This window comes from Parviterribacter kavangonensis, assembly GCF_056863335.1.
Genome location: NZ_JBXPJA010000001.1, coordinates 2116699 through 2136057, shown reverse-complemented (window position 1 = coordinate 2136057; position 19359 = coordinate 2116699). Strand labels below are relative to the sequence as shown.

The window sequence follows — 19359 nt, the reverse complement described above, 5'->3', positions numbered from 1 at the left end:
AGGAAGAGGACGCGGCGGCTCAGAGGTCCACCGTGAGCGCGTCGCCGGCGGGCGCGGGCACGCGATCGGGGTGCAGCACGTGGGCGAGCACCTCGAGCCCGTCGACCAGGCGCGGGCCGGGCCGGGAGAACGTCGCGGCGGCATCGACGGCGACGACCTGCCCCGCGCCGACCGACCGCAGCTCGCCCGCGAACTTGAGCGCCTCGGCGTGCGCGCGCGGCGCGTCGTAGCCGCACGGCATCGCGACGACGACGTCCGGCTCGGCGGCGGCGACGAGCTCCCACGTCGACTGCTCGGAGTGCTCGCCGGCGAAGCCGAGCACGTCGATGCCGCCCGCCATCTCGATGAGCTGCGGCGTCCAGTGCCCGGCGACGAACACCGGGTCGAACCACTCGATCGCGGCGACCCGCGGCCGGTGCTCGACGTCGCGCACCGCGGCCTCGATGCGGTCGACGCGCCGCGCGGTCGACGCCACGAGCGCCACGCCCTCGACGGTCGCGTCGGTCGCCGTCGCGACGGTCCGCACGTCCGCGAGCGTCTCGCCGTAGGTCCGCGGGTCGAGCGACAGCACGCGCGGGCGCGTCTCGAGCCGCTCGGCGATCCCGCGCACGTCGTCGTAGGACACCGCGCAGACCGGGCACAGCGCCTGGGTGACGATGAGGTCGGGCCGCAGCTCGGCGAGCGCCGCCTCGTCGAGCGTGTAGATCGCCTCGCCGCGCTCCGTGTACTCGCGCACGGCGGCGTCGATCGCGCCGGAGTCGAGCCCCGGGGGTAGCCTGTCGGCGGTCACGTGCCGGCGCTGCAGGGCCTCGGCGGGGTGGTCGCATTCGTGGGTGACGCCCACGACCTGCTCGCCCAGCCCGAGGGCGAACAGCAGCTCGGTCGCATGCGGGACGAGGGAGACGATGCGCATGGCTGGTGAGCAGGATAAGAGCGGGTGGCACGAGGACTCGGGGGCGCTCGTGCTCGACCGTCAGTTCAAGGACTTCGCCGAGGCGCTGGCCTGGGTCAACCGGGTGGGCGAGGCCGCCGAGGAGGCCAACCACCACCCGGACATCCTCCTGCACGGTTGGAACAAGGTGCGGCTGACGCTCTTCACCCATTCCGAAGGCAAGATCACCGATGCGGACCACGCGATGGCGGAGAAGATCACCGCACTGACGTGAGCGCCCGCTACGCTTCGCGCGTCGATCCATGAGCGACGACCTGCCTCGAAGTCGCGGCTCACAACGCCGCGGCCCTGACCCCGCCGCGTGACCGCGTTCTTCCTCATCGCGGTCGTCGTCCTCGTGCTGCTGAACGGGTTCTTCGTCGCAGCCGAGTTCGCGCTCGTCCGCGCGCGCCGCGCCCGCATCGAGGAGCTCGCGAAGCAGGGCGACCGCCGCGCGACGATCGTGCTGCCGATGCTCGACGACCTCAGCGAGTACCTGTCGGCCTGCCAGTTCGGCATCACGCTCGCCTCGCTCGGCATCGGCTTCCTCGGCGAGCCCGCCATCGCCGAGCTGATCGAGCCGCTGTTCGGCGACGCGATCTCCCACGGCCTGGCCGCGTTCATCTCGGTGTCGATCGCCTACCTGCTCGTCACGAGCCTGCACATCACGACCGGCGAGCAGGTCCCGAAGATCTACGCGATCGTCAAGGCCGAGCCGGTCGCGCTGCGCATCGCGCGGCCGCTGAAGCTCTTCGACACGATGATGCGCCCGTTCATCGCGGCGCTCAACGCCGCCTCCAACTGGATCCTCCGCGTCGCGTTCGGCATCCGCGCCGACACCGCCGACTTCGAGGAGGGCTCGAGCCCGAAGGAGCTGCGCGCGCTCATCGCCCAGGCGCGGGCCGGCGGCCAGCTCGACCCCGGCGAGGCGGGGATGCTGTCCGGCGTCTTCCACCTGCACGAGCAGGAGGCCCGCAACGTCATGACGCCGATCCCGGCGGTCGTGACCGTCGACGTCAGCGAGGACGTCGAGACCGCGCTGCGGCGCTGCATCTCCTCGGGCCACACGCGCCTGCTCGTCACCGAGGACGACAACCGCGACCGTGTGCGCGGCATCGTCCACGCCAACTCGCTCGCGCGCCTGCTCATGACCGAGGGCGGCGACGCGACGTTCGAGAACGCGATCCGCGACGCGCCGATCGTCCCCGAGACCAAGCCGCTGGACGACCTGCTCGCCGACCTGCAGCGCGCGCGGTCGAGCATGGCGGTCGTCGTCGACGAGTACGGCCGCGTCGCCGGCATCGTCACGGTCGAGGACATCATCGAGGAGGTCGTCGGCGAGATCGACGACGAGACCGATCCCGCGGGCGGCGAGATCCGGCGCCTCGCGAACGGCGACTGGTACGTCCGCGGCCACGTCGCGGTGACCGACCTGCAGGACTACGGCCTCGACCTCCCGGTGGACACCGACGCCTACAACTCGGTCGGCGGCTTCGTGTTCGCCGAGCTCGGCCGGCTGCCGCGCCGCGGCGACACCGTGCAGGCCGACGGCTACTCGATCCGCGTCGAGTCGGTGCGCGAGAACCGCGTCGAGGCGGTGCGCATCCGGGACCGCCGCGCGCTCGCGCAGCAATAGGCGCAAGTTCTCGTCCGCGGGCGCGTTGGGAGTGGTACCTCGCCCGTGGGACGGCGGGGGACATACAGCGCGTCAGGCGGGCAGCCGGCGCGCGACATCAGGAGAAGGTGGATCGGGGTGGGTCCACCGACAGGCAAACAGACGACCGGCCCGCGACGGCGGGCCGGTCGTCTGCTTCTGGGAGGAGGTGCGGTTGCGAAGACTGCCCCCGCACGGACGATGTTCCACCCGTTCCTGAATCGAAGCTAAAGAGGGCGTGACGAGGCCGTGAACCTCGTTGGAGCCCCCTACAGGAGCGCTCTAGACGGTCAGGCCGCGGCCCGACTTCTTGCCCAGCGCGCCCTCGTCGACGAGCCGCCGGATGGTGTCCGGGATCTCGGCGCCGATCTCCTCGCCGATGGCGAGCGAGACGTCCAGCCCGACGAAGTCGAGCAGCGCCAGCGGGCCCATCGGATGCCCGGCGCCGAGCACCATGCAGGTGTCGACGTCGGCGGCCGGCATCCCGGTCTCCTCCATGAAGCGCACGGCGCTGAAGAGGAACGGGAACAGCAGCCGGTTGACGACGAAGCCGGGGACGTCCGGCACCTCGACCGCCGTCTTGCCGAGGTCGGCGCAGAGCAGCTTCGCGCGCTCGCGCGTCTCGGTCGACGCGGCCTCCGGGAAGACGAGCTCGACGAGCTTCATCCGGGGGACCGGGTTGAAGACGTGCAGCCCGACGAACCGGTCGGCCCGGCCGCTCGCGTCGGCGAGCGACTCGATCGACAGCGACGACGTCGTCGTCGCGAGGATCCGCTCGTCGCCATCCGGGATCGACGTGTAGATCTGCCGCTTGAGCTCGAGGTCCTCGGCGATGGCCTCCACGACCACCGTCGCCTCGCCCAGCTCCTCCAGGTCGCTGACGACCTTGACGTGTTGCGCGTTCACCTCGCCGGACAGGCGCCCGCAGGCCTTGTCCACGCCTGCTCGCGCCTTGTCGGGCGAACGGGCCCATAGCAGGACGTCACCGTGTCTGGCGGCGGTGGCGGCGAGGCCGCAGGCGATCGCTCCACCACCGACGATTCCTAGTTTCTCTCTCACAAGGGGGCGGCAGACTAACCTCTCGACGTGACGCACGCGTCACCACCCGAGCCGTCGGAGGAAGCCCAGTGAGCCAGCAGGGTCGAGAGGTCGTCATCGTCGAAGCGGTCCGCACGCCGGTGGGCCGCGGCCACCCGGAGAAGGGCTACTACAAGGACGTCCACCCGGCGGATCTCCTTGGCAAGACGTACTCCGAGGTGATCGCCCGCTCGGGCATCGACGCGAGCGAGGTCGAGGACGTCATCGCCGGCTGCGTGCAGCAGTTCGGCGAGCAGGGCTTCAACATCGGGCGCAACGCCTGGCTGCAGGAGGGGCTGCCGATCGAGGCCGCCGCGACCACCGTCGACCGCCAGTGCGGCTCGGCCCAGCAGGCCGTCAACTTCGGCGCCGCGCTCGTCGCCGCCGGGATCCACGACGTGGTCATCGGCTCGGGCGTCGAGCACATGGGCCACATCTCGTTCGCCGACGGCATGGACGTCATGCGCGAGCACGGCCAGGCCTTCACGCAGAAGCTGCTCGACAAGCACAACATCGTCGGCCAGGGCCTCGGCGCCGAGATGATCGCCGACCAGTGGGAGATCCCCCGGTCCGAGCTCGACGAGCTCGCCGTGCGCTCGCACCGCCTCGCCCATCAGGCGACCGAGGAGGGCCGCTTCGAGCGCGAGATCGTCCCGTTCCAGGTCAACGGCGACACGTACGTCACCGACCAGGGCATCCGGCCGGACACGAACCTCGAGACGCTCGCCCAGCTCAAGCCGGCGTTCAAGCCCGACGGCAAGATCACCGCGGGCAACTCGTCGCAGATCTCCGACGGCGCGGCCGCCGTGCTGCTGATGAGCCGCGAGAAGGCCGAGCAGCTCGGGCTGAAGGCGCGCGCGCGGATCGTCGACCAGACGACGGTCGGCTGCGACCCGGTGAAGATGCTCGAGGGCCCGATCCCGGCCACGCGCAAGCTCCTCAGCCGCAACAAGATGTCGATCGGCGACATCGACCTGTTCGAGGTCAACGAGGCGTTCGCGCCCGTCGTCGCCGCCTGGCGCCGCGAGCTCGAGCCGGACATGGACCGCGTCAACGTCAACGGCGGCGCGATGGCCCTCGGCCACCCGCTCGGCTCGACGGGCGCGCGGCTCATCACCACGCTGCTGCACGAGCTCGAGCGCTCCGACAAGGAGGTCGGGCTCGTGACGATGTGCTGCGGCGGCGGCCTCGGGACCGGCACCATCATCCAGCGCGTTTAGCGCCCGTTGAGACCACCGACAGGCTCTCCTCATCCGGAGGGCCTACGGTGGTCTCCATGCCGGAGGACGTGACCGAGAAGCGCTATCGCCGCGGCCCCGCGCCGGGCCGCCTGTGGAGCGGGTTCGAGCTCGAGGGCGGACCGCGCCCCGAGAAGCCGCGCGACCCGCTCCCGCCGCAGCCCGATCCCGTCGAGCCGCCGCCGGAGGAGCCTCAAGCGCCCAAGCGCACCGGCGCCAGCACGCGCCGCGCGACGCTCGCCGGCGCGCTCGCCGGCCTCGTCGTCGCGGGCGGCGCGCTGGGCATCGGCGCGCTGGTCGACGACGACGGCGGATCGGCGGGCAGCGGCGCGCTGCCGCCCGCCGTCGCGCAGAGCCCGGGCGCGAAGGCGTCGAACTCCGCCGTCGGGCGGATCTACGCCGCCGCCAGCCCCGCGGTCGCGTCGGTCCAGACCGGTCAGGGCAGCGGCACCGGGTTCCTCGTCGACTCCGACGGCACGCTCGTGACGAACGCGCACGTCGTCGGCACGTCCGCGCAGGTCGCCGTCCGCTTCGGCGACGACGGCAAGCCCGTGCAGGCCCGAGTCGTCGGTCGCGACGAGGGCTCCGACCTCGCCGTCCTGAAGGTCGACCCCGGCGCGGTCAGCGGCATCCGCCCGCTCGCGTTCGCGAACTCCGACGACGTCAAGGTCGGCGACCTCGCCGTCGCGATCGGCAACCCGCTCGGGCTGCCGCGCACCGCGACCGCGGGCATCATCTCCGGCCTCAAGCGCGAGATCCAAGCGCCCGACGGCTTCCAGATCGACGAGGTCATCCAGACCGACGCGCCGATCAACCCCGGCAACTCCGGCGGCCCGCTGCTCAACCAGAAGGCCGAGGTGATCGGCGTCAACTCGCAGATCGCGACGTCCGGCGGGGGCGGCGGCAACATCGGCATCGGGTTCTCGGTGCCGTCGAACACCGTCAAGGAGATCGTCCCGAAGCTGCGCACCGGCCAGCCGATCGAGCGGCCGTGGCTGGGCGTCAGCACGGCGCCGTCGACGAGCGGCGGGGCGCAGGTCGGGCAGGTCGTGCCCGGCTCGCCGGCCGAGCGCGCCGGCATCGCGCCCGGCGACGTGATCACGAAGGTCGACGGCAAGGCGGTCGACCAGCCGGACGACATCGCATCCGCGGTGAACGCGCTCAAGCCGGGCGACCGCGTGTCGGTCGAGGTCCGGCGCGGCACGCGGGCCGACCCCGTCGAGGTGGAGCTCGGGCAGCGCCCGAACAAGGCCGTCGGGGGATGAGCTTCGGCGCGCCCGCGTACCTCGCGGGCCTGCTTCTCCTTCCGCTCGCCGTGCTCGCCTACGTCCAGGCGGCACGGCGCAGCCGTGCGCGGGCGGCGCGCTTCGCCAACCCGGTGCTCATGCCGGCGCTCGTCCGCCGGCGGCCCGGCTGGCGGGCGCACCTCCCGGCCGTCCTGTGGGGGGCGGCGCTCGCCGTGCTCCTCGTCGCGCTCGCCAAGCCGCAGCGCACGGTGGCCGTCCCCGTCGAGCAGGCGACGGTCATGCTCACCACCGACGTCTCCGGCTCGATGCTGGCGACCGACGTCCGGCCTGACCGGCTGACCGCGGCGCGCGTGGCCGCCGACCGGATGGTCGCCGACCTGCCGAGCCGCATCCGCGCCGGCCTCGTGGCGTTCAACCACAAGGCCGAGGTGGTCACGCCGCCCACGGCCGATCACGCGCTCGTCCGCGCGAGCATCGCGTCGCTGCGCGCGAGCGGCAGCACGGCGACCGGCGACGCGCTCGACCTCACGCTGCAGGCGATCCGCGCGAGCGCGCGCCCGGGGCAGTCCGCGCCGCCCGCCGCGATCGTGCTGCTGTCCGACGGCGAGTCCAAGCGCGGGCGCGACGCGCTGGAGGTCGCGCGCCGCGCGCGGCAGATGAAGGTGCCGATCTACACGATCGCGCTCGGGACGCAGTCCGGCACGATCCAGCGCCCGCGCGCCGACGGCACGCTGCGCAGCGAGCCGGTCCCGCCCGACACCGAGGCGATGGCGGAGATCGCGCGCATCACCGGCGGGCGCACGTTCACCGCGACGCAGGCCGACGAGCTCAGCGCGATCTACAAGCGGCTCGGGTCGCAGGTGGCGACCAGGCACGAGAAGCGCGAGGTCACCTCGGCGCTCGCCGGCGGCGCGCTGCTGCTCGTGCTGGTCGGCGCCGCGCTCGGGCTGCGCTGGTTCGCGCGGCCGCTGTAGCTAGACGAGCTCGCCGGCTTCCTGGCGGCGCAGCAGCTCGTCGACCGCGCTCGGGTGCGCGGGGCGGGCGAAGTGGTAGCCCTGGGCCATCTTGCAGTCCAGGTCGCGCAGCGCCTCGGCGTGGTCGGCGGTCTCGACGCCCTCGGCGACCGTCTCGAGGCCCAGCGACTGCGCGAGGCGGACGACCGCCTCGACGATCGCGCGATCCTCGGGGTCGGCGAGCACGCCGCTGACGAACGAGCGGTCGACCTTCAGCACGTCGATCGGCGGGAGCGCCTTGAGCTGGCTGAGCGAGGCGTAACCGACGCCGAAGTCGTCGATGGCCATCCGGACGCCGAGCGCGCGCAGGCGCTCGAGCGTGTGGGTCGCGTGCTCGATGTCGGCGACGAACGCGCTCTCGGTGACCTCGAGGCAGAGGCGCCCGGGGCGCAGGCCCGTCTCGGCGAGCGTCGCGGCGACGTCGTCGGGGAAGCGGACGGAGGAGAGCTGGCGCGGCGAGACGTTGACGGCGACCTCGAGGTCGTCGGGCCACTGCACCGCCTGGGCGCACGCCGTCTGCAGGACCCAGTCGCCGATCTCGTTGATGAGCCCGCTCTGCTCGGCGATCGTGATGAACCGCAGCGGCGGCACGAGGCCCAGGCGCGGATGCGCCCAGCGGACGAGCGCCTCGACGCCGGTGACGCGCCCGGTCGCCAGGTCGACGAAGGGCTGGTACTCGAGGACCAGCTCGCCGCGGGCGGCGGCGCCGCGCAGGTCGTGCTCGAGGGCGACGCGCTCGACGACCTGGTCGCGCAGCGACCGGTCGAACACCTCGGCGCGCGCCTTGCCGCGCTCCTTCGCGCGATACATGGCCGCGTCGGCGTCGCGCAGGAGCTCATCGGAGGTTGCGGTGCCGTCCGGGTCGGCGAGGCAGATGCCGATCGAGGCGGTGACGAAGCGCTGCTCCTCGTCGACGACGACCGGGGCGCGCAGCGCGCTCAGCAGCCGGTCGGCGATGCGGTCGGTGTCGCGCTCGTCGCGGACGCTGCGCAGCAGCACCGCGAACTCGTCACCGCCGAAGCGGGCCACGAGGTCGTCGGGGCGCAGCGCGCGGCGCAGCCGCTCGGCGACCGCGACGAGCAGGCGGTCGCCGGGGCCGTGGCCCATCGAGTCGTTGACGAGCTTGAAGTTGTCGAGGTCGACGAAGAGCACCGCGGGGCGCCGGCCGTCGGCGGCGGCCGCCAGCGCGAGGTCGAGCTGCTCGGAGAAGAGCGTGCGGTTCGGGAGGCCCGTCAGCGCGTCGTGGTGGGCCTGGTAGTCCAGCTCGGACTCCGCGCGCTTGCGGACCGAGATGTCGAGCATGTGGCTGACGAAGGTCGGTTCCTCGCCCTCGTGGCCCGGCATGAGCGAGTGCTGCCACAGCGCCCAGCCGATGGTCCCGTCGCCGCGGACGAACCGCCGCTCCTCGGAGCGGCCGTCGGTCGGCTCGGGCCAGCTGCGCACGCGCTCGCGCTCGTCGGCGGGGAGCAGCTCGGCGAGCGGCATGCCCACCAGCGCGTCGGCGTCGTGGCCGGTACGGGCGGCGAGCGCGGCGTTGACGCGGGTGATGCGGCCATCCGGTGAGACGAGCGCCATCCCGCTGGGGGCGTCGTCGAACGCCGACCGAAAGCGGTCCTCGGTGCGGCGCATCTCGGCGCGCACGTCCTCGTTGAGGCGCCACGAGACGACGTTCGCCAGCGCGAGCGCGGTGATGAAGCCGCCGTGGATCGCGGCCCAGCCCCACGGGTGCTGCTCGGCGCCGAGATGCGCGTAGACCGAGTGCGCCTCGAGCACGCCGGTGATCCCGTGGTGCAGGACGACGAAGCCGATCGCCAGGAGGTACGGCCGCCACTCCTCGTACGTGGCGAGCAGCGTGACCATCACGAAGAAGTGGAAGTGGGCCTCGATGACGCCGCCCCACAGGTGCACGAGCATCGCCGACGAGGTCAGCAGCCCGAGCGAGACGCACGCCGCGCGGATCGTGCGCGACGGATGGGACCACGCGCCGAGGAGGCCCAGGAGCGCGATCGGGGCGATGTCGAGCAGGACGTGCGGCGCGGCGTACCCGCGCGCGAGCCCGAAGACGAGCAGCGCCGGCACGTGCGCGAGCACGATCCCGACCATGACGCGATGGCGGACCGCCCACACGCGCGGCGGCAGCGTGTGGCCGCGCGGGAGCTTCTCCAGGAGGCGATCCATCGCTCCCGGTCATCGGCCCCGCGCGCCGAGCCTTGATCACCCCCAGCGGAAGCCCACCGGCGCCGTCGCGACGGGCAGCGGGCTCGTGGGCAGGCCGGGCGGCGGGTCCGGCACGTGGAACCCGGACGGCGAGACGTCGTTCGGGCCGTCGGGGTGGTAGAGCGACGCCAGGTACTGGATCTGGCCGCGGCCGGGGCCGAGCTCGAACTGCCCGCCGCCGTACATCCGGATCCCGCGCTCCTCGCAGTAGGCGTACGTGGCGAACAGCGCCTGCAGCGGCCCGACCCGCGAGGGCTTGACGTTGACCATCTTCGGCGCGAAGGGCAGCGCCTCGATGTCGTCGATGCCGTGGATGTTCGCGTCCCACGTGATGCGGTCGCGGTGGGGCTCGAGGAGCCGCTGGATCCCGTCGTCGAGGTGCGGGTCCTCGATCCAGGCGTCCGGCAGCGCGGCGAGCACGCGGCGGTAGAGCTCGGGGTCGGCCGGGACGTCGACGACCGTGCCGGTGTAGAGGCCCTTGAAGTCGACGGAGTCTACGGAGCCCGTCGCGGCCAGGCCGTCGACGACCTCCTGCGTCCACGAGACGGTCGGGTCGAGCTTGAAGCGCAGCTCGGGGTAGTGCGCGAGCCGGCTCGTGACCGGGTCCAGCGAGGCCGGCTCGCCGAGGCGCAGCGAGACGACGAACGTCACGGGCTTCGCCTCGCGGCCCACCGCCTCGTGCAGCGTCGTGCCGGCCTGCCGCAGCGCGAGGTCGAGCGCGGCGGACTCGTACGCGTAGCGGCGGTACAGCCGGCTGACGTCGCGGACGGGCGGCCGGGGGAAGAGGTCGAGCGTCCCCAGGTGCTCGGCGAACGTCCCGAGCGTCCAGGCGCCGTCGAGCGGCAGCACGGCGCCCTGCTCCTGCGCGGCGTCGTGGTCCTCGGCGTCGTAGACGACGTCCTCGCCGACGCCCTCCTCGCCGTCGCCGTGGAGGTGGATCACGGTGCACACGCGCGAGAACCCGCTCGACACCTCCTCCTCGAGGCGCTCGAGCGCGTAGCCGTCGATGCGTAGCGGCAGGTCCTTCAGGCGGTCCCAGTCGGTCACCCCGGGGAACCTACGCGTAACCGCGAGCGGCGAGGCGCGTACTTCTTGTAGACCAACGGTCAACAAGGAGAGGAAGATGTCCACCACCACGCCATCCGCCCACGCTCCGCGCGCCAAGCGGTTCCTCCTCGCGGACGCCGAGCAGCGGGTGCTGCACTGGCTCGCGCCGCGCCTGCCCCGGCGGGTCCTGCCGGACCACCTGACCGCGCTCGGCGTCGTCGCCGCGCTCGGGATCGCCGCCGCGTACGTGCTCGCCAACGAGAACCCGGTGTGGCTGCTCGTCGCCAGCGGCCTGCTCGTCGTGCACTGGCTCGGCGACTCGCTCGACGGGACGCTCGCGCGGGTGCGCAAGATCGAGCGGCCGACCTACGGCTACTACCTCGACCACCTCGTCGACGGCTTCGCGACCGCGGCGATCGGCATCGGCCTCGGGCTGTCGCCGCACATGCTGCTCGCCACCGGCCTGGCGATCGTCGTCGCCTACCTGCTGCTGTCGATCAACACGTACCTCGAGACCAGCGCGTTCGGCGTGTTCAGCCTCGGCTACGGCAGCATCGGCCCGACCGAGGCGCGGCTGGCGCTCGTCGCGCTGAACGTGGCGCTGTTCCTCGGCGCGCCGCTGGGCACCACGATCGCGGGCGTCGGCGTCTCGGTGCTCGACGCGGCCGGCCTGGCCATCGCCGGCGGCATGCTCGCTGCGCTCGTGGCCCGCGCGGCGAAGAACCTCAAGGTCCTCGCCGAACGTGAGCCCGCCGGGAAGGTGCGCGCCGCCTGATCAGCCCGCGTGGCCGTTCGACGAGCTCGCGCCCGCCGCGACCCTGCGGTGCCCGTCGGACGGCCCGCCCCGCTTCCTCGGCTTCGGGCTGCTCTCGGCCGTCGTGGGCAGGCCCGCGGCGGCCTTGAGCTCGTCGAGCGAGGCGCGCAGGTCGTCGCCGAGGTGCTCGATGTCCTCGAGCGCGTCGCGCTCGCCGAGCAGGCCGATGACGAGCCGGCCGTTGTAGGACATGATCGCGAAGAAGACGGCGTGGCCGTCCGGCAGGAAGCCGAGCGGGACCATCTCGTCGAGCTTGCGGCCGGCGAGCCACAGCGGGAACTGCGGGCCCGGCACGTTCGTCACGATCGTGTTGAACAGGCGGGTCGAGAAGTTGATCCGCGCGCCCATCGCGAGCAGCGTCGGCGGCGCGAAGCCCTGGAGGTCGGCGAGCACCTCGGCGCCCAGCGCCTGCTTGGACTCCTTGAGCCCCTGCATCGTCCCGCGGACGGCGGCGAGCCGCTCGACCGGGTCCTCGGCCCACACGGGCAGCGGCCCGCGCATCGCCGCGACGCGGTTCCCGAACGTGTGGCGCTGGTCCTCGGTGCGGATCGAGACCGGCACCATCGCGCGCAGCTCGAGCCCCTCGGTGCGCGTCCCGTGCCGGCGCAGCCAGCGCCGCAGCGCGCCGGCGACCGTCGCGAGCACGACGTCGTTGACCGTGCCGCCGAGCGCGTTCTTGACCGCCTTGAAGTCGTCGAGGTCGAAGCCGACCCACTCGACGCGCCGGTGCGGCCCGATCGACGTGTTGAGCGGCACGTCCGGGGCGGGGGAGAGCATCGGCCCGACGAGCAGGTCGTTGATGCCCCGGGCGCCGTCGGCGACCGTCTTCGCGGTGCGCTGCGGCGTCGCGACCGCGCGCAGCGCTTTGCGCGCCATCCGCCACGGGCGCGTCGCGAGCTCGCCGACCGCCTCGGCCTTGAGCTCGAGGCCGCTCGGGCGCGGCTTCGGCTGCCATGCCCGCTCCGGCGGCTCGATCTCGCGGCCCTCGGGCGACAGGTCGAAGAGCGTCGAGAGGATGTCGACGCCGCTCATGCCGTCGATGAGCGCGTGGTGCGTCTTGGAGACGATCGCGAAGCGGTCGTCCTCGAGCCCGTCGACGAGCCACATCTCCCACAGCGGCTTGTCGCGGTCGAGCTGCTGGGAGAACACGCGCGCGGCGAGCTTGCGCAGCTGGTCGCGCGTGCCGGGCCGGGGCAGCGCGGTGTGGCGCACGTGGTAGTCGAGCGTGAAGCACGGGTCGTCGATCCACATCGGCCGGCCGAGCTCGAGCCCCGGCCAGACGACCTTCTGGCGGTAGCGCGGGACGAGGTGCAGCCGCTCCTCGACGTGGGCGAAGAGGTCCGTGCAGTCCAGCGCCGGCCCCTCGAAGATCGTGATGGCGCCGACGTGCATGTGCGTGGAGCCCTGCTCGAGGTTCAGGAAGCTCGTGTCGACGACCGAAAGCGTGTCCTTGTGCTGTGGCGACCCCATTTGGGGTGTGTCGCCGATCACACGGCCGGTGAAACACGACCTCGCACCTCGCCGAACGGCGCGGCGCGCATCACCACCTCGTCGCCGTCCTCCAGCCAGCGCCCGCCGCGCTCGCTCTCGAGCAGGCAGCCGAGCGTCCCGGGCTCCGTCCCCGAGATCGTCCCCGTGCCGAAGAGGTCGCCCGCGGTCAGGGTCGCGCCGTTGACCGTCGCGTGCGCGAGCATCTGCGGGGGCGTCCAGTACAGGCCGCGCGGGTTGCAGCGCGCGACGACCTCGTCGTTGATCAGCACCTCGATGTCGACGTCGACCGCCCAGCGCCCCGCCCCGCGGAGGTAGGGCAGCGGCTGCGGGTCCTGCACGCGCGGCTCGACCAGCTCGAGCTCCGACGGCGGCACGATCCACGGCGAGACCGACGTCGCGAACGACTTGCCGAGGAACGGGCCCAGCGGCTGGTACTCCCACGACTGGATGTCGCGCGCGCTCCAGTCGTTGAGCAGCACGAAGCCGAAGATCCGCTCGCCCGCCCGCTCCACCGGCACCTGCTCGCCGAGCGCGGTCGTCGGGCCGCAGACGAACCCCAGCTCGCACTCGAAGTCGAGCGCCATCGTCGCGCGCAGCTCCGGCCTCGGCCCGTTCATCGCCTGGCCGTGGGGGCGGCGGACCGGCGTGCCGCTGACGACCACCGTCGACGCGCGGCCGTGGTAGCCGACGGGCAGGTGGCGCCAGTTCGGCTGCAGCGGCTGGTCGGGGCGGAACATGCGCCCGACGTTCGTCGCGTGCTCGAGCGACGCGTAGAAGTCGACGTAGTCGGTCACGCGAACGGGGAGGACCGGCTCGCAGTCGCTCAACGCGATCCGCGAGCCGGACCCCTCCGCTCGCTCCCGGACCTCCTCCCAGAGGCGCGGGCCGCCCTCGATGAGCGCGTTGAGATCGCGCACGCCGTCGAGGACGACGACTTCGTCACCAATTCGCGCCGCCGGCTGCGGGAGGCTCCCGGCGACGCGAACGGTGCCCCAAGCGAAGGCTGTCAGGTCGCCACCGGCTCCTCGCGCGGCGTGAACCAGCTGTACGCGTACTCCGGCTTGTCGAGATCGCGCGCCAGCGTGGTCAGCTTGAGCGGCCTGAAGGTGTCGCACATGACGGCGAGCTCGTTCGTCTCGCGCATCCCGAGCGCCTTCTCGACGGCGCCCGGCTGCGGCCCGTGCGGAAGGCCGCTCGGATGGAGCGTGAAGCAGCCGACGTCGACGCCCTTGCGCGCCGCGTAGTCGCCCGCCGAGTAGAACATGACCTCCTCGGACTGCAGGTTGGAGTGGTGGTACGGCAGCGGGACCGCGAGGGGATCCCACTCGAGCTGCCGGGGACAGAACGAGCAGATCACGAAGTTCGGGCCCTGGAACGTCTGGTGCGCGGGCGGCGGCTGGTGCAGGCGGCCGGCCTTGGGCTCGAAGTCGTGGATGTTGAACGTGTACGGGTAGACGTAGCCGTCCCACCCGACGACGTCGAGGGGGTGGTAGTCGAGCGTGTAGCGCTGGTAGCCGTTGCGCACGCGCACGACGACCTCGAACTCGCCGTGCTCGGCGTGGGTGACGAGCTCGGCGGGCGGATGGAAGTCGCGCTGGCTGAACGGCGCGTGCTCGAGCAGCTGGCCGTACCGGTTGCGGTAGCGGTTCGGCGTCTCGATCTCGCCCGGCGTGAAGAACGTCAGCCACGAGTGCGGGCCGTCGTGCAGGCGGACGCGGTACGTGGTGGCGCGCGGGATGACGACGTAGTCGTGCTGGCGGAACGGCAGCGTGCCGAACGTCGTCTCGATCTCGCCGGACCCCTCCTGGACGTAGAGGACCTCGTCGCCCTCGCCGCAGCGGTAGAAGGCGTCGAGCTCCTCGACCGGCTTGCAGATCCCGATCTCGACGTCGCCGTTGTACATGAGCACCTTGCGGCCGAACACCGGGTCGCCCTCGGCTTGCACGGGGGCGGTGTCGGTCAGCCGGTGCACGTGCGCGTCGGGCACCCACTCCTCGAGGTGGATCGGCGTGAACTCGCCGGCCTCGACGATGCGGCAGGGCGACTCGAGGTGCAGCAGGATCGACTCGTTCCCGCTGAAGCCCTCGTAGCCGACGACCTCCTCGACGAGCAGCCGGCCGTCCTCGCCGCGCACTTGCGTGTGGCGCTTGGGCGGGACCTCGCCCATCTGGACGTAGCGCATGGCTCCAGTCTCCCTGATCAGAGGTTGCCGCGCCGCTCCTGCTCGCGCTCGATCGCCTCGAACAGGGCCTTGAAGTTGCCTTCGCCGAAGCCGCGGGCGCCGTGGCGCTCGATGATCTCGAAGAAGATCGTCGGGCGGTCGCCGAGCGGCTTCGTGAAGATCTGCAGGAGGTAGCCCTCGTCGTCGCTGTCGACGAGGATCCCGAGCCGGCGCAGGTCCTCGAGGTCCTCGCTGATCTCGCCGACGCGGTCCGGGACCTCGTCGTAGTACGCCTCGGGGGTGGTGAGGAACTCGACGCCGCGCGCCTTGAGCTCGGCCACCGTGCCGATGATGTCGCGCGTGGCGAGCGCGATGTGCTGCGCGCCGGCGCCCTCGTAGAACTCGAGGTACTCGTCGATCTGCGACTTGCGCTTGCCCTGCGCGGGCTCGTTGATCGGGAACTTCACGCGCCCGTCGCCGCTCGTGACGACCTTCGACATGAGCGCGCTGTACTCCGTCGAGATCGCCTCGTCGGAGAAGTGGATCATCTCGGTCATCCCGAAGACGTCCTCGTAGTACTTGACCCACTGCTCCATCGCGCCGAGCTCGACGTTGCCGACGATGTGGTCGATCGCGATGAGCATGCCGCCGGCCTTCGGATCGCCGTCGTGCCCGACGGTCTCGTAGCCCGGAAGGAACTCGCCCTTGTAGTTCGAGCGGTCGACGAAGCGGTGGATCGTCTCGCCGTAGGTGGCGATGTCGGCGACCACGACGGTGCCGTGGTCGTCGGTGATCTCGCGCGGCTCGGTGAGGCCGGTCGCGCCGCGCTCGAGCGCGTGCTTGTACGCGTGGTGGACGTCGGGGACGGAGAGCGCGATGACCTTCACGCCGTCGCCGTGCTTGTGGTGGTGGGCGGCGATCTCGTGGTCGGAGCGCAGGGCGCCGGTGAGGACGAGGCGGACGCGGCCCTGCTGGAGCACGTGGCTCGTGCGGTCGCGCGTGCCGGTCTCGAGGCCGGCGTAGGCGACCTCGGTGAAGCCGTAGGCGCGGCAGAAGAAGTACGCCGCCTGCTTCGCGTTCCCGACCCAGAGCTCGACGTGGTCGATGCCGTGCAGCGGCATCTTGTCGTCGTCGCGGACGGGCGGGGTGACGGTCTTCAGGTCAGGCGAGAGCGTGCTCACGGCGCATCTCCTCGATCGATTCGTCGGTGCAAGTGGTCAGGAAGCCGCCGACGACCTCGCGTACCTCGTCGAGGGACTCGGCGCGGTAGAGGACCGGCTGGTAGTGCGTGATGTCGTAGTCCGCGGTGCCCATCTCGACGAGGTCGAGCGGCCGCAGCTCCATGTGGCGGAACTCGTCGATCTCGCCGTACGAGCTGAGGATCCCGGCGCCGTACGCGCGCAGCTCGCCGTCCTCGACGACGACGCCGAACTCGACGGTGAACCAGAAGACCCGCGAGAGGAAGCGGAGGTTCTCCTCGTCGCGGAGGCGGTGCGTGGCCTCGCCCGTCATGCGGTGCAGCTCGGAGAACGTCGGCGTGGCGAGCAGGTGCCCGTGGCCGATGACCTCGTGGATGATGTCCGGCTCGGGGGTGTAGAGCGGCTGGGCGGCATGCCGGACGTACTGGGTCGAGTGGAAGATCCGGTCCTTCAGCGAGCCGTAGAACTCGCGGAGGGGGACGAGCCCGGGGGCGGGGACGTAGCGGAAGCCGGTGATCGGCTCGACGCGGTCGGAGACCTCGTCGAGGTTCGGGACGCGGTCGGTCGGCAGGCCGACCCGGTCGATGGCCTCGACGTACTCGCGGATGGCGAGCTTCTCGTGCTTGGGGCGCAGCTCGCGGCAGACGGTGCGCCAGACCTCGTGCTCCTCGTCGGAGTAGCGGACGTCGGGGGACGGCTCGCCGGGCCGCCACCGCAGCGCCATCTGCGCGATCTCGTTGCGCCGGGCGCGGTAGGCGTCGTCGGCGAAGCCCGGGTGGTCGGGCGCGAGGTGGACGGTGACCTGCCCGTCCTCGCTCTCGCTCACGGGCGAGTAGAGCTGTCCTTCTTCGAACACGTGTGATCCCTCCCGGCAGGGCCTGCCTTGCCTGGAAGCACAGCGAACGGCGGTCGCGCTGGCAACTCCGACCAGCTCGAGTGGGCGAATTGCGCACTTCCGTCCAGTTCTGTGACAAGATCACTGGTCAGGTTGACCAGTGAGATCGACGAGCTCGACGCCCGGCTGATCGCCGAGCTCCGCGCGAACCCCCGGGTGGGGCTGCTCGAGATCGCCCGGCGGCTCGGCGTCGCGCGCGGAACCGTCCAGGCGCGGCTCTCCAAGCTCGAGCAGCGCGGCGTCGTCACCGGCTACGGCCCGGAGATCGAGCCGGCCGCGATGGGCTATCCGATCCAGGCCTTCGTCCTCATGGAGCTCGCCCAGGGCCGGCTGACCGACGCGGTCCGGATCCTCGAGTCCGTCCCCGAGGTCATCGAGGCCGACGCGATCTCGGGCCCCCAGGACCTCATGTGCCGGATCGTCGCCCGCGACACCGAGCACCTCCAGGAGCTCATCAACCGCCTCCTGACCTCCGCCGCGATCCGCCGCGCGACGTCCTACATCGTCCTGACCCGCCAGGTCCCGCCCCGCACCGCCCCCCTCGTCGCCGCCGCCGGAGAACGAGCGGCTCGCGCGAAGAGGAGGAAGGCGAACAACGCCTGAGGTCGCGGCGCCCCGCGGTCTCCGCGCCGCCGTCCCCGCGGTCTACGCGGCGGCGCGCTGGCCCTCGAGGCGGGCGACGAGGTCGTCGAGCTTCAGCTCCTCGAGGCCCTTGCCGACGGCGTCGAGCTCGTTCGCGCAGAGCTCGACGAGCGTCCGCCCCTCCTTGCAGAGTTCGAGGGTCTCCCGCAGCCCGGCCTCGCCGGAATCCAGCCGCCGGATGATCGCCTCGATCCGGCCGGTCGCGGTCTCGTAGGTGTGCTCGGTCTGCTCCATCACTGCTCCTCGAAGAGGGTCGGGGTCGTTGCCAAAGAGGTGTCCGCGGTGCGGGCGTCGACGACGCCGTCGGCGAACCGCAGCCGGATGTCGCCGGCATCGCGGGCGGCGGCGGCGCCGGTGATCGTCTCGCCGCCGGTCGTCTCCACCAGCGCGTAGCCGCGCTCGAGCGTCCGCTGCGGATCGTGGGCGGTCAGCGCGAGAAGGAGGCGGTCGAGGTCCCGGCGCCGGTCGGCCGTCGCCTCGCCGGCCGCGCGGCGCAGCGTGTCGCCGTCGGTCCGCAGCTCGCGCGCCCGCGCCGCCAGCGACGTCTCCGTCGCCGCGCCCTTGCGCGCGACGACGAGCGCCCGGCGCTGCGTATGCGCGCCCTCGAGCTCGAACCGCCGCGCCGTCGCCGCCCGGATCTCGCGCAGCTGCTGGTGCAGCCGCGCCCGCTCGCGCTTGACGTGGTCCATCGGGGCACGCGAGAGCGCGGCGAGCGTCCGCGCCCGCTCGACCACCGCGCGCTGCGCGTGCCGCTCCAGCCGGGCGGCGAGGTCCCATGTCGTGGTCCTCGCGGTCTCGACCCGCGCGCCATGGCGGCGGAGGCGGGCGGCTGCGGTGTGCAGCGACGCGCGGGCCTCGGTGAGGTCGAAGGCGACGGCGGCTTCGGCGGCGTGGGTGGGGGTCGAGCACGAGACGGCGGCGACGTCGTCGATGAGCGTCCGGTCGGTGTGGTGGCCGACCGACGCGATCACCGGGACCGGGAGCATCGCGACGGTGCGGCAGAGGGTCTCGTCGCAGAAGCAGAAGAGGTCGGCGAGGGAGCCGCCGCCGCGGGCGACGATGATCACGTCGACCGCGCGGGTCGCGGCCAGGTCCTGGAGGACGGCGGTGACGCGCGGGGCGGCGTTGCGGTCCTGGACGGGCGCGAACGCCCAGACGAGCCGCCCGCGCCAGCCGCGGCGGGTCAGCCCGGCGAGGACGTCGTCGCGCGCCTTGCCGCCCTCGGCGCAGACGACGCCGATCGACTTCGGCAGCGCCGCGCGCTCGAGGCGCTTCTGCGGTGCGAAGAGGCCCTCGGCGTCGAGCAGCTTGCGCAGCCGGTCGAGCTGGGCAAGGAGGTCGCCCTCGCCCGCGATCCGCAGCGCTGTGACCGCGAACGAGAACGACGGCGACGCCGTGCGCGAGCCGGGGTAGTAGTCGAGCCCGCCGGCGACCACGACCTGCGACCCGTTCGCGAGCGCGCCCTCGCCCAGCTGCAGCGCCTCGAAGTCGTCGCGCCACATCGCGCACGGCAGCGCGCCGGTCGCGTCGCGCAGCTCGAACCACACGCGCGTCTTCGTGACGCGGAGGTTCCACACCTCGCCGAACAGCTGCACCCGCGCGCGCTCGCGCAGCCAGCCGCGGAGCTTCGCGGCGTAGACCCCGACCGCGAAGGGCCCGGAGAGCTCGGATCCGGGGATCCCCGCCGGCCGCTCCGTCAAGGGCGCAGACATGGACGCAGCAGCATCCCGCGC

18 protein-coding genes are annotated in these 19359 nt (G+C 72.5%); 7 read left to right on the top strand and 11 right to left on the bottom strand.

Annotation, left to right across the window (positions count from 1 at the left end):
- Positions 1–19: 19 nt before the first annotated feature.
- Positions 20–913, bottom strand: coding sequence for a cobalamin-binding protein (locus tag AC1UE4_RS10965; protein WP_482917264.1), 894 nt, complete (start codon positions 911–913; stop codon positions 20–22).
- Between AC1UE4_RS10965 and AC1UE4_RS10960 the strand changes: the two genes are divergently transcribed.
- Together AC1UE4_RS10960 and AC1UE4_RS10955 are read left to right on the top strand one after the other, a co-directional pair.
- Positions 912–1166: a 4a-hydroxytetrahydrobiopterin dehydratase gene (locus AC1UE4_RS10960; RefSeq protein ID WP_482917263.1), complete on the top strand. Its 255-nt coding sequence runs from the start codon at positions 912–914 to the stop codon at positions 1164–1166. The two genes, AC1UE4_RS10965 and AC1UE4_RS10960, sit on opposite strands and share 2 nt — an antisense overlap.
- Positions 1167–1253: 87 nt before the next feature.
- Positions 1254–2567 carry a hemolysin family protein gene (locus AC1UE4_RS10955; protein ID WP_482917262.1) on the top strand — a complete coding sequence of 438 codons (1314 nt, stop codon included), beginning with the start codon at positions 1254–1256 and terminating at the stop codon, positions 2565–2567.
- A gap of 300 nt (positions 2568–2867) precedes the next feature.
- Here AC1UE4_RS10955 and AC1UE4_RS10950 read toward each other — a convergent pair whose 3' ends face one another.
- Entirely contained in the window at positions 2868–3644 is a 777-nt protein-coding gene (locus AC1UE4_RS10950; protein ID WP_482917261.1) for a 3-hydroxyacyl-CoA dehydrogenase family protein, read from the bottom strand.
- Positions 3645–3712: 68 nt separating this feature from the next.
- Between AC1UE4_RS10950 and AC1UE4_RS10945 the strand changes: the two genes are divergently transcribed.
- The 3 genes from AC1UE4_RS10945 to AC1UE4_RS10935 are packed head-to-tail and all read left to right on the top strand — an operon-like array spanning position 3713 to position 7121.
- On the top strand, positions 3713–4882 hold the full coding sequence (locus AC1UE4_RS10945) for a thiolase family protein (RefSeq protein WP_482917260.1): 1170 nt from the start codon (positions 3713–3715) through the stop codon (positions 4880–4882).
- A 56-nt stretch (positions 4883–4938) separates the two neighbouring features.
- Positions 4939–6165 carry a S1C family serine protease gene (locus AC1UE4_RS10940; RefSeq protein ID WP_482917259.1) on the top strand — a complete coding sequence of 409 codons (1227 nt, stop codon included), beginning with the start codon at positions 4939–4941 and terminating at the stop codon, positions 6163–6165.
- Positions 6162–7121: a VWA domain-containing protein gene (locus tag AC1UE4_RS10935; protein ID WP_482917258.1), complete on the top strand. Its 960-nt coding sequence runs from the start codon at positions 6162–6164 to the stop codon at positions 7119–7121. Before AC1UE4_RS10940 ends, AC1UE4_RS10935 begins: the two co-directional genes overlap by 4 nt.
- On the opposite strand, the gene AC1UE4_RS10930 is transcribed toward AC1UE4_RS10935, so the two are convergent.
- Entirely contained in the window at positions 7122–9338 is a 2217-nt protein-coding gene (locus AC1UE4_RS10930) for a putative bifunctional diguanylate cyclase/phosphodiesterase (protein ID WP_482917257.1), read from the bottom strand.
- Between the two features lie 36 nt (positions 9339–9374).
- Positions 9375–10424 carry an enolase-like domain-containing protein gene (locus AC1UE4_RS10925; RefSeq protein ID WP_482917256.1) on the bottom strand — a complete coding sequence of 350 codons (1050 nt, stop codon included), beginning with the start codon at positions 10422–10424 and terminating at the stop codon, positions 9375–9377.
- 76 nt (positions 10425–10500) lie between these two features.
- On the opposite strand from AC1UE4_RS10925, the gene AC1UE4_RS10920 reads away from it, so the two are divergent.
- Positions 10501–11199: a CDP-alcohol phosphatidyltransferase family protein gene (locus AC1UE4_RS10920; protein WP_482917255.1), complete on the top strand. Its 699-nt coding sequence runs from the start codon at positions 10501–10503 to the stop codon at positions 11197–11199.
- On the opposite strand, the gene AC1UE4_RS10915 is transcribed toward AC1UE4_RS10920, so the two are convergent.
- From AC1UE4_RS10915 to AC1UE4_RS10895, 5 genes are read right to left on the bottom strand one after another with little or no spacing between them, the layout of a single operon-like run.
- On the bottom strand, positions 11200–12708 hold the full coding sequence (locus AC1UE4_RS10915) for a WS/DGAT/MGAT family O-acyltransferase (protein WP_482917254.1): 1509 nt from the start codon (positions 12706–12708) through the stop codon (positions 11200–11202). It abuts the gene before it with no gap.
- A gap of 17 nt (positions 12709–12725) precedes the next feature.
- Positions 12726–13772, bottom strand: coding sequence for a fumarylacetoacetate hydrolase family protein (locus AC1UE4_RS10910; protein ID WP_482918231.1), 1047 nt, complete (start codon positions 13770–13772; stop codon positions 12726–12728).
- A complete protein-coding gene (locus AC1UE4_RS10905) occupies positions 13736–14911 on the bottom strand; it encodes a homogentisate 1,2-dioxygenase (RefSeq protein WP_482917253.1) in 1176 nt (391 codons plus the stop codon). The genes AC1UE4_RS10910 and AC1UE4_RS10905 overlap by 37 nt, the downstream gene beginning before the upstream one ends.
- Before the next feature lie 17 nt (positions 14912–14928).
- Positions 14929–16011 (bottom strand): 4-hydroxyphenylpyruvate dioxygenase, encoded by a 1083-nt coding sequence (gene hppD / locus AC1UE4_RS10900; protein ID WP_482918230.1) that lies wholly within the window; start codon positions 16009–16011, stop codon positions 14929–14931.
- A gap of 40 nt (positions 16012–16051) precedes the next feature.
- A complete protein-coding gene (locus AC1UE4_RS10895) occupies positions 16052–16945 on the bottom strand; it encodes a phenylalanine 4-monooxygenase (RefSeq protein ID WP_482917252.1) in 894 nt (297 codons plus the stop codon).
- Between the two features lie 132 nt (positions 16946–17077).
- On the opposite strand from AC1UE4_RS10895, the gene AC1UE4_RS10890 reads away from it, so the two are divergent.
- Positions 17078–17587, top strand: coding sequence for an Lrp/AsnC family transcriptional regulator (locus AC1UE4_RS10890; protein ID WP_482917251.1), 510 nt, complete (start codon positions 17078–17080; stop codon positions 17585–17587).
- A 42-nt stretch (positions 17588–17629) separates the two neighbouring features.
- On the opposite strand, the gene xseB is transcribed toward AC1UE4_RS10890, so the two are convergent.
- On the bottom strand, positions 17630–17860 hold the full coding sequence (xseB, locus tag AC1UE4_RS10885) for an exodeoxyribonuclease VII small subunit (RefSeq protein WP_482917250.1): 231 nt from the start codon (positions 17858–17860) through the stop codon (positions 17630–17632).
- Positions 17860–19338: an exodeoxyribonuclease VII large subunit gene (gene xseA / locus AC1UE4_RS10880; RefSeq protein ID WP_482917249.1), complete on the bottom strand. Its 1479-nt coding sequence runs from the start codon at positions 19336–19338 to the stop codon at positions 17860–17862. The genes xseB and xseA overlap by 1 nt, the downstream gene beginning before the upstream one ends.
- Positions 19339–19359: the final 21 nt, after the last annotated feature.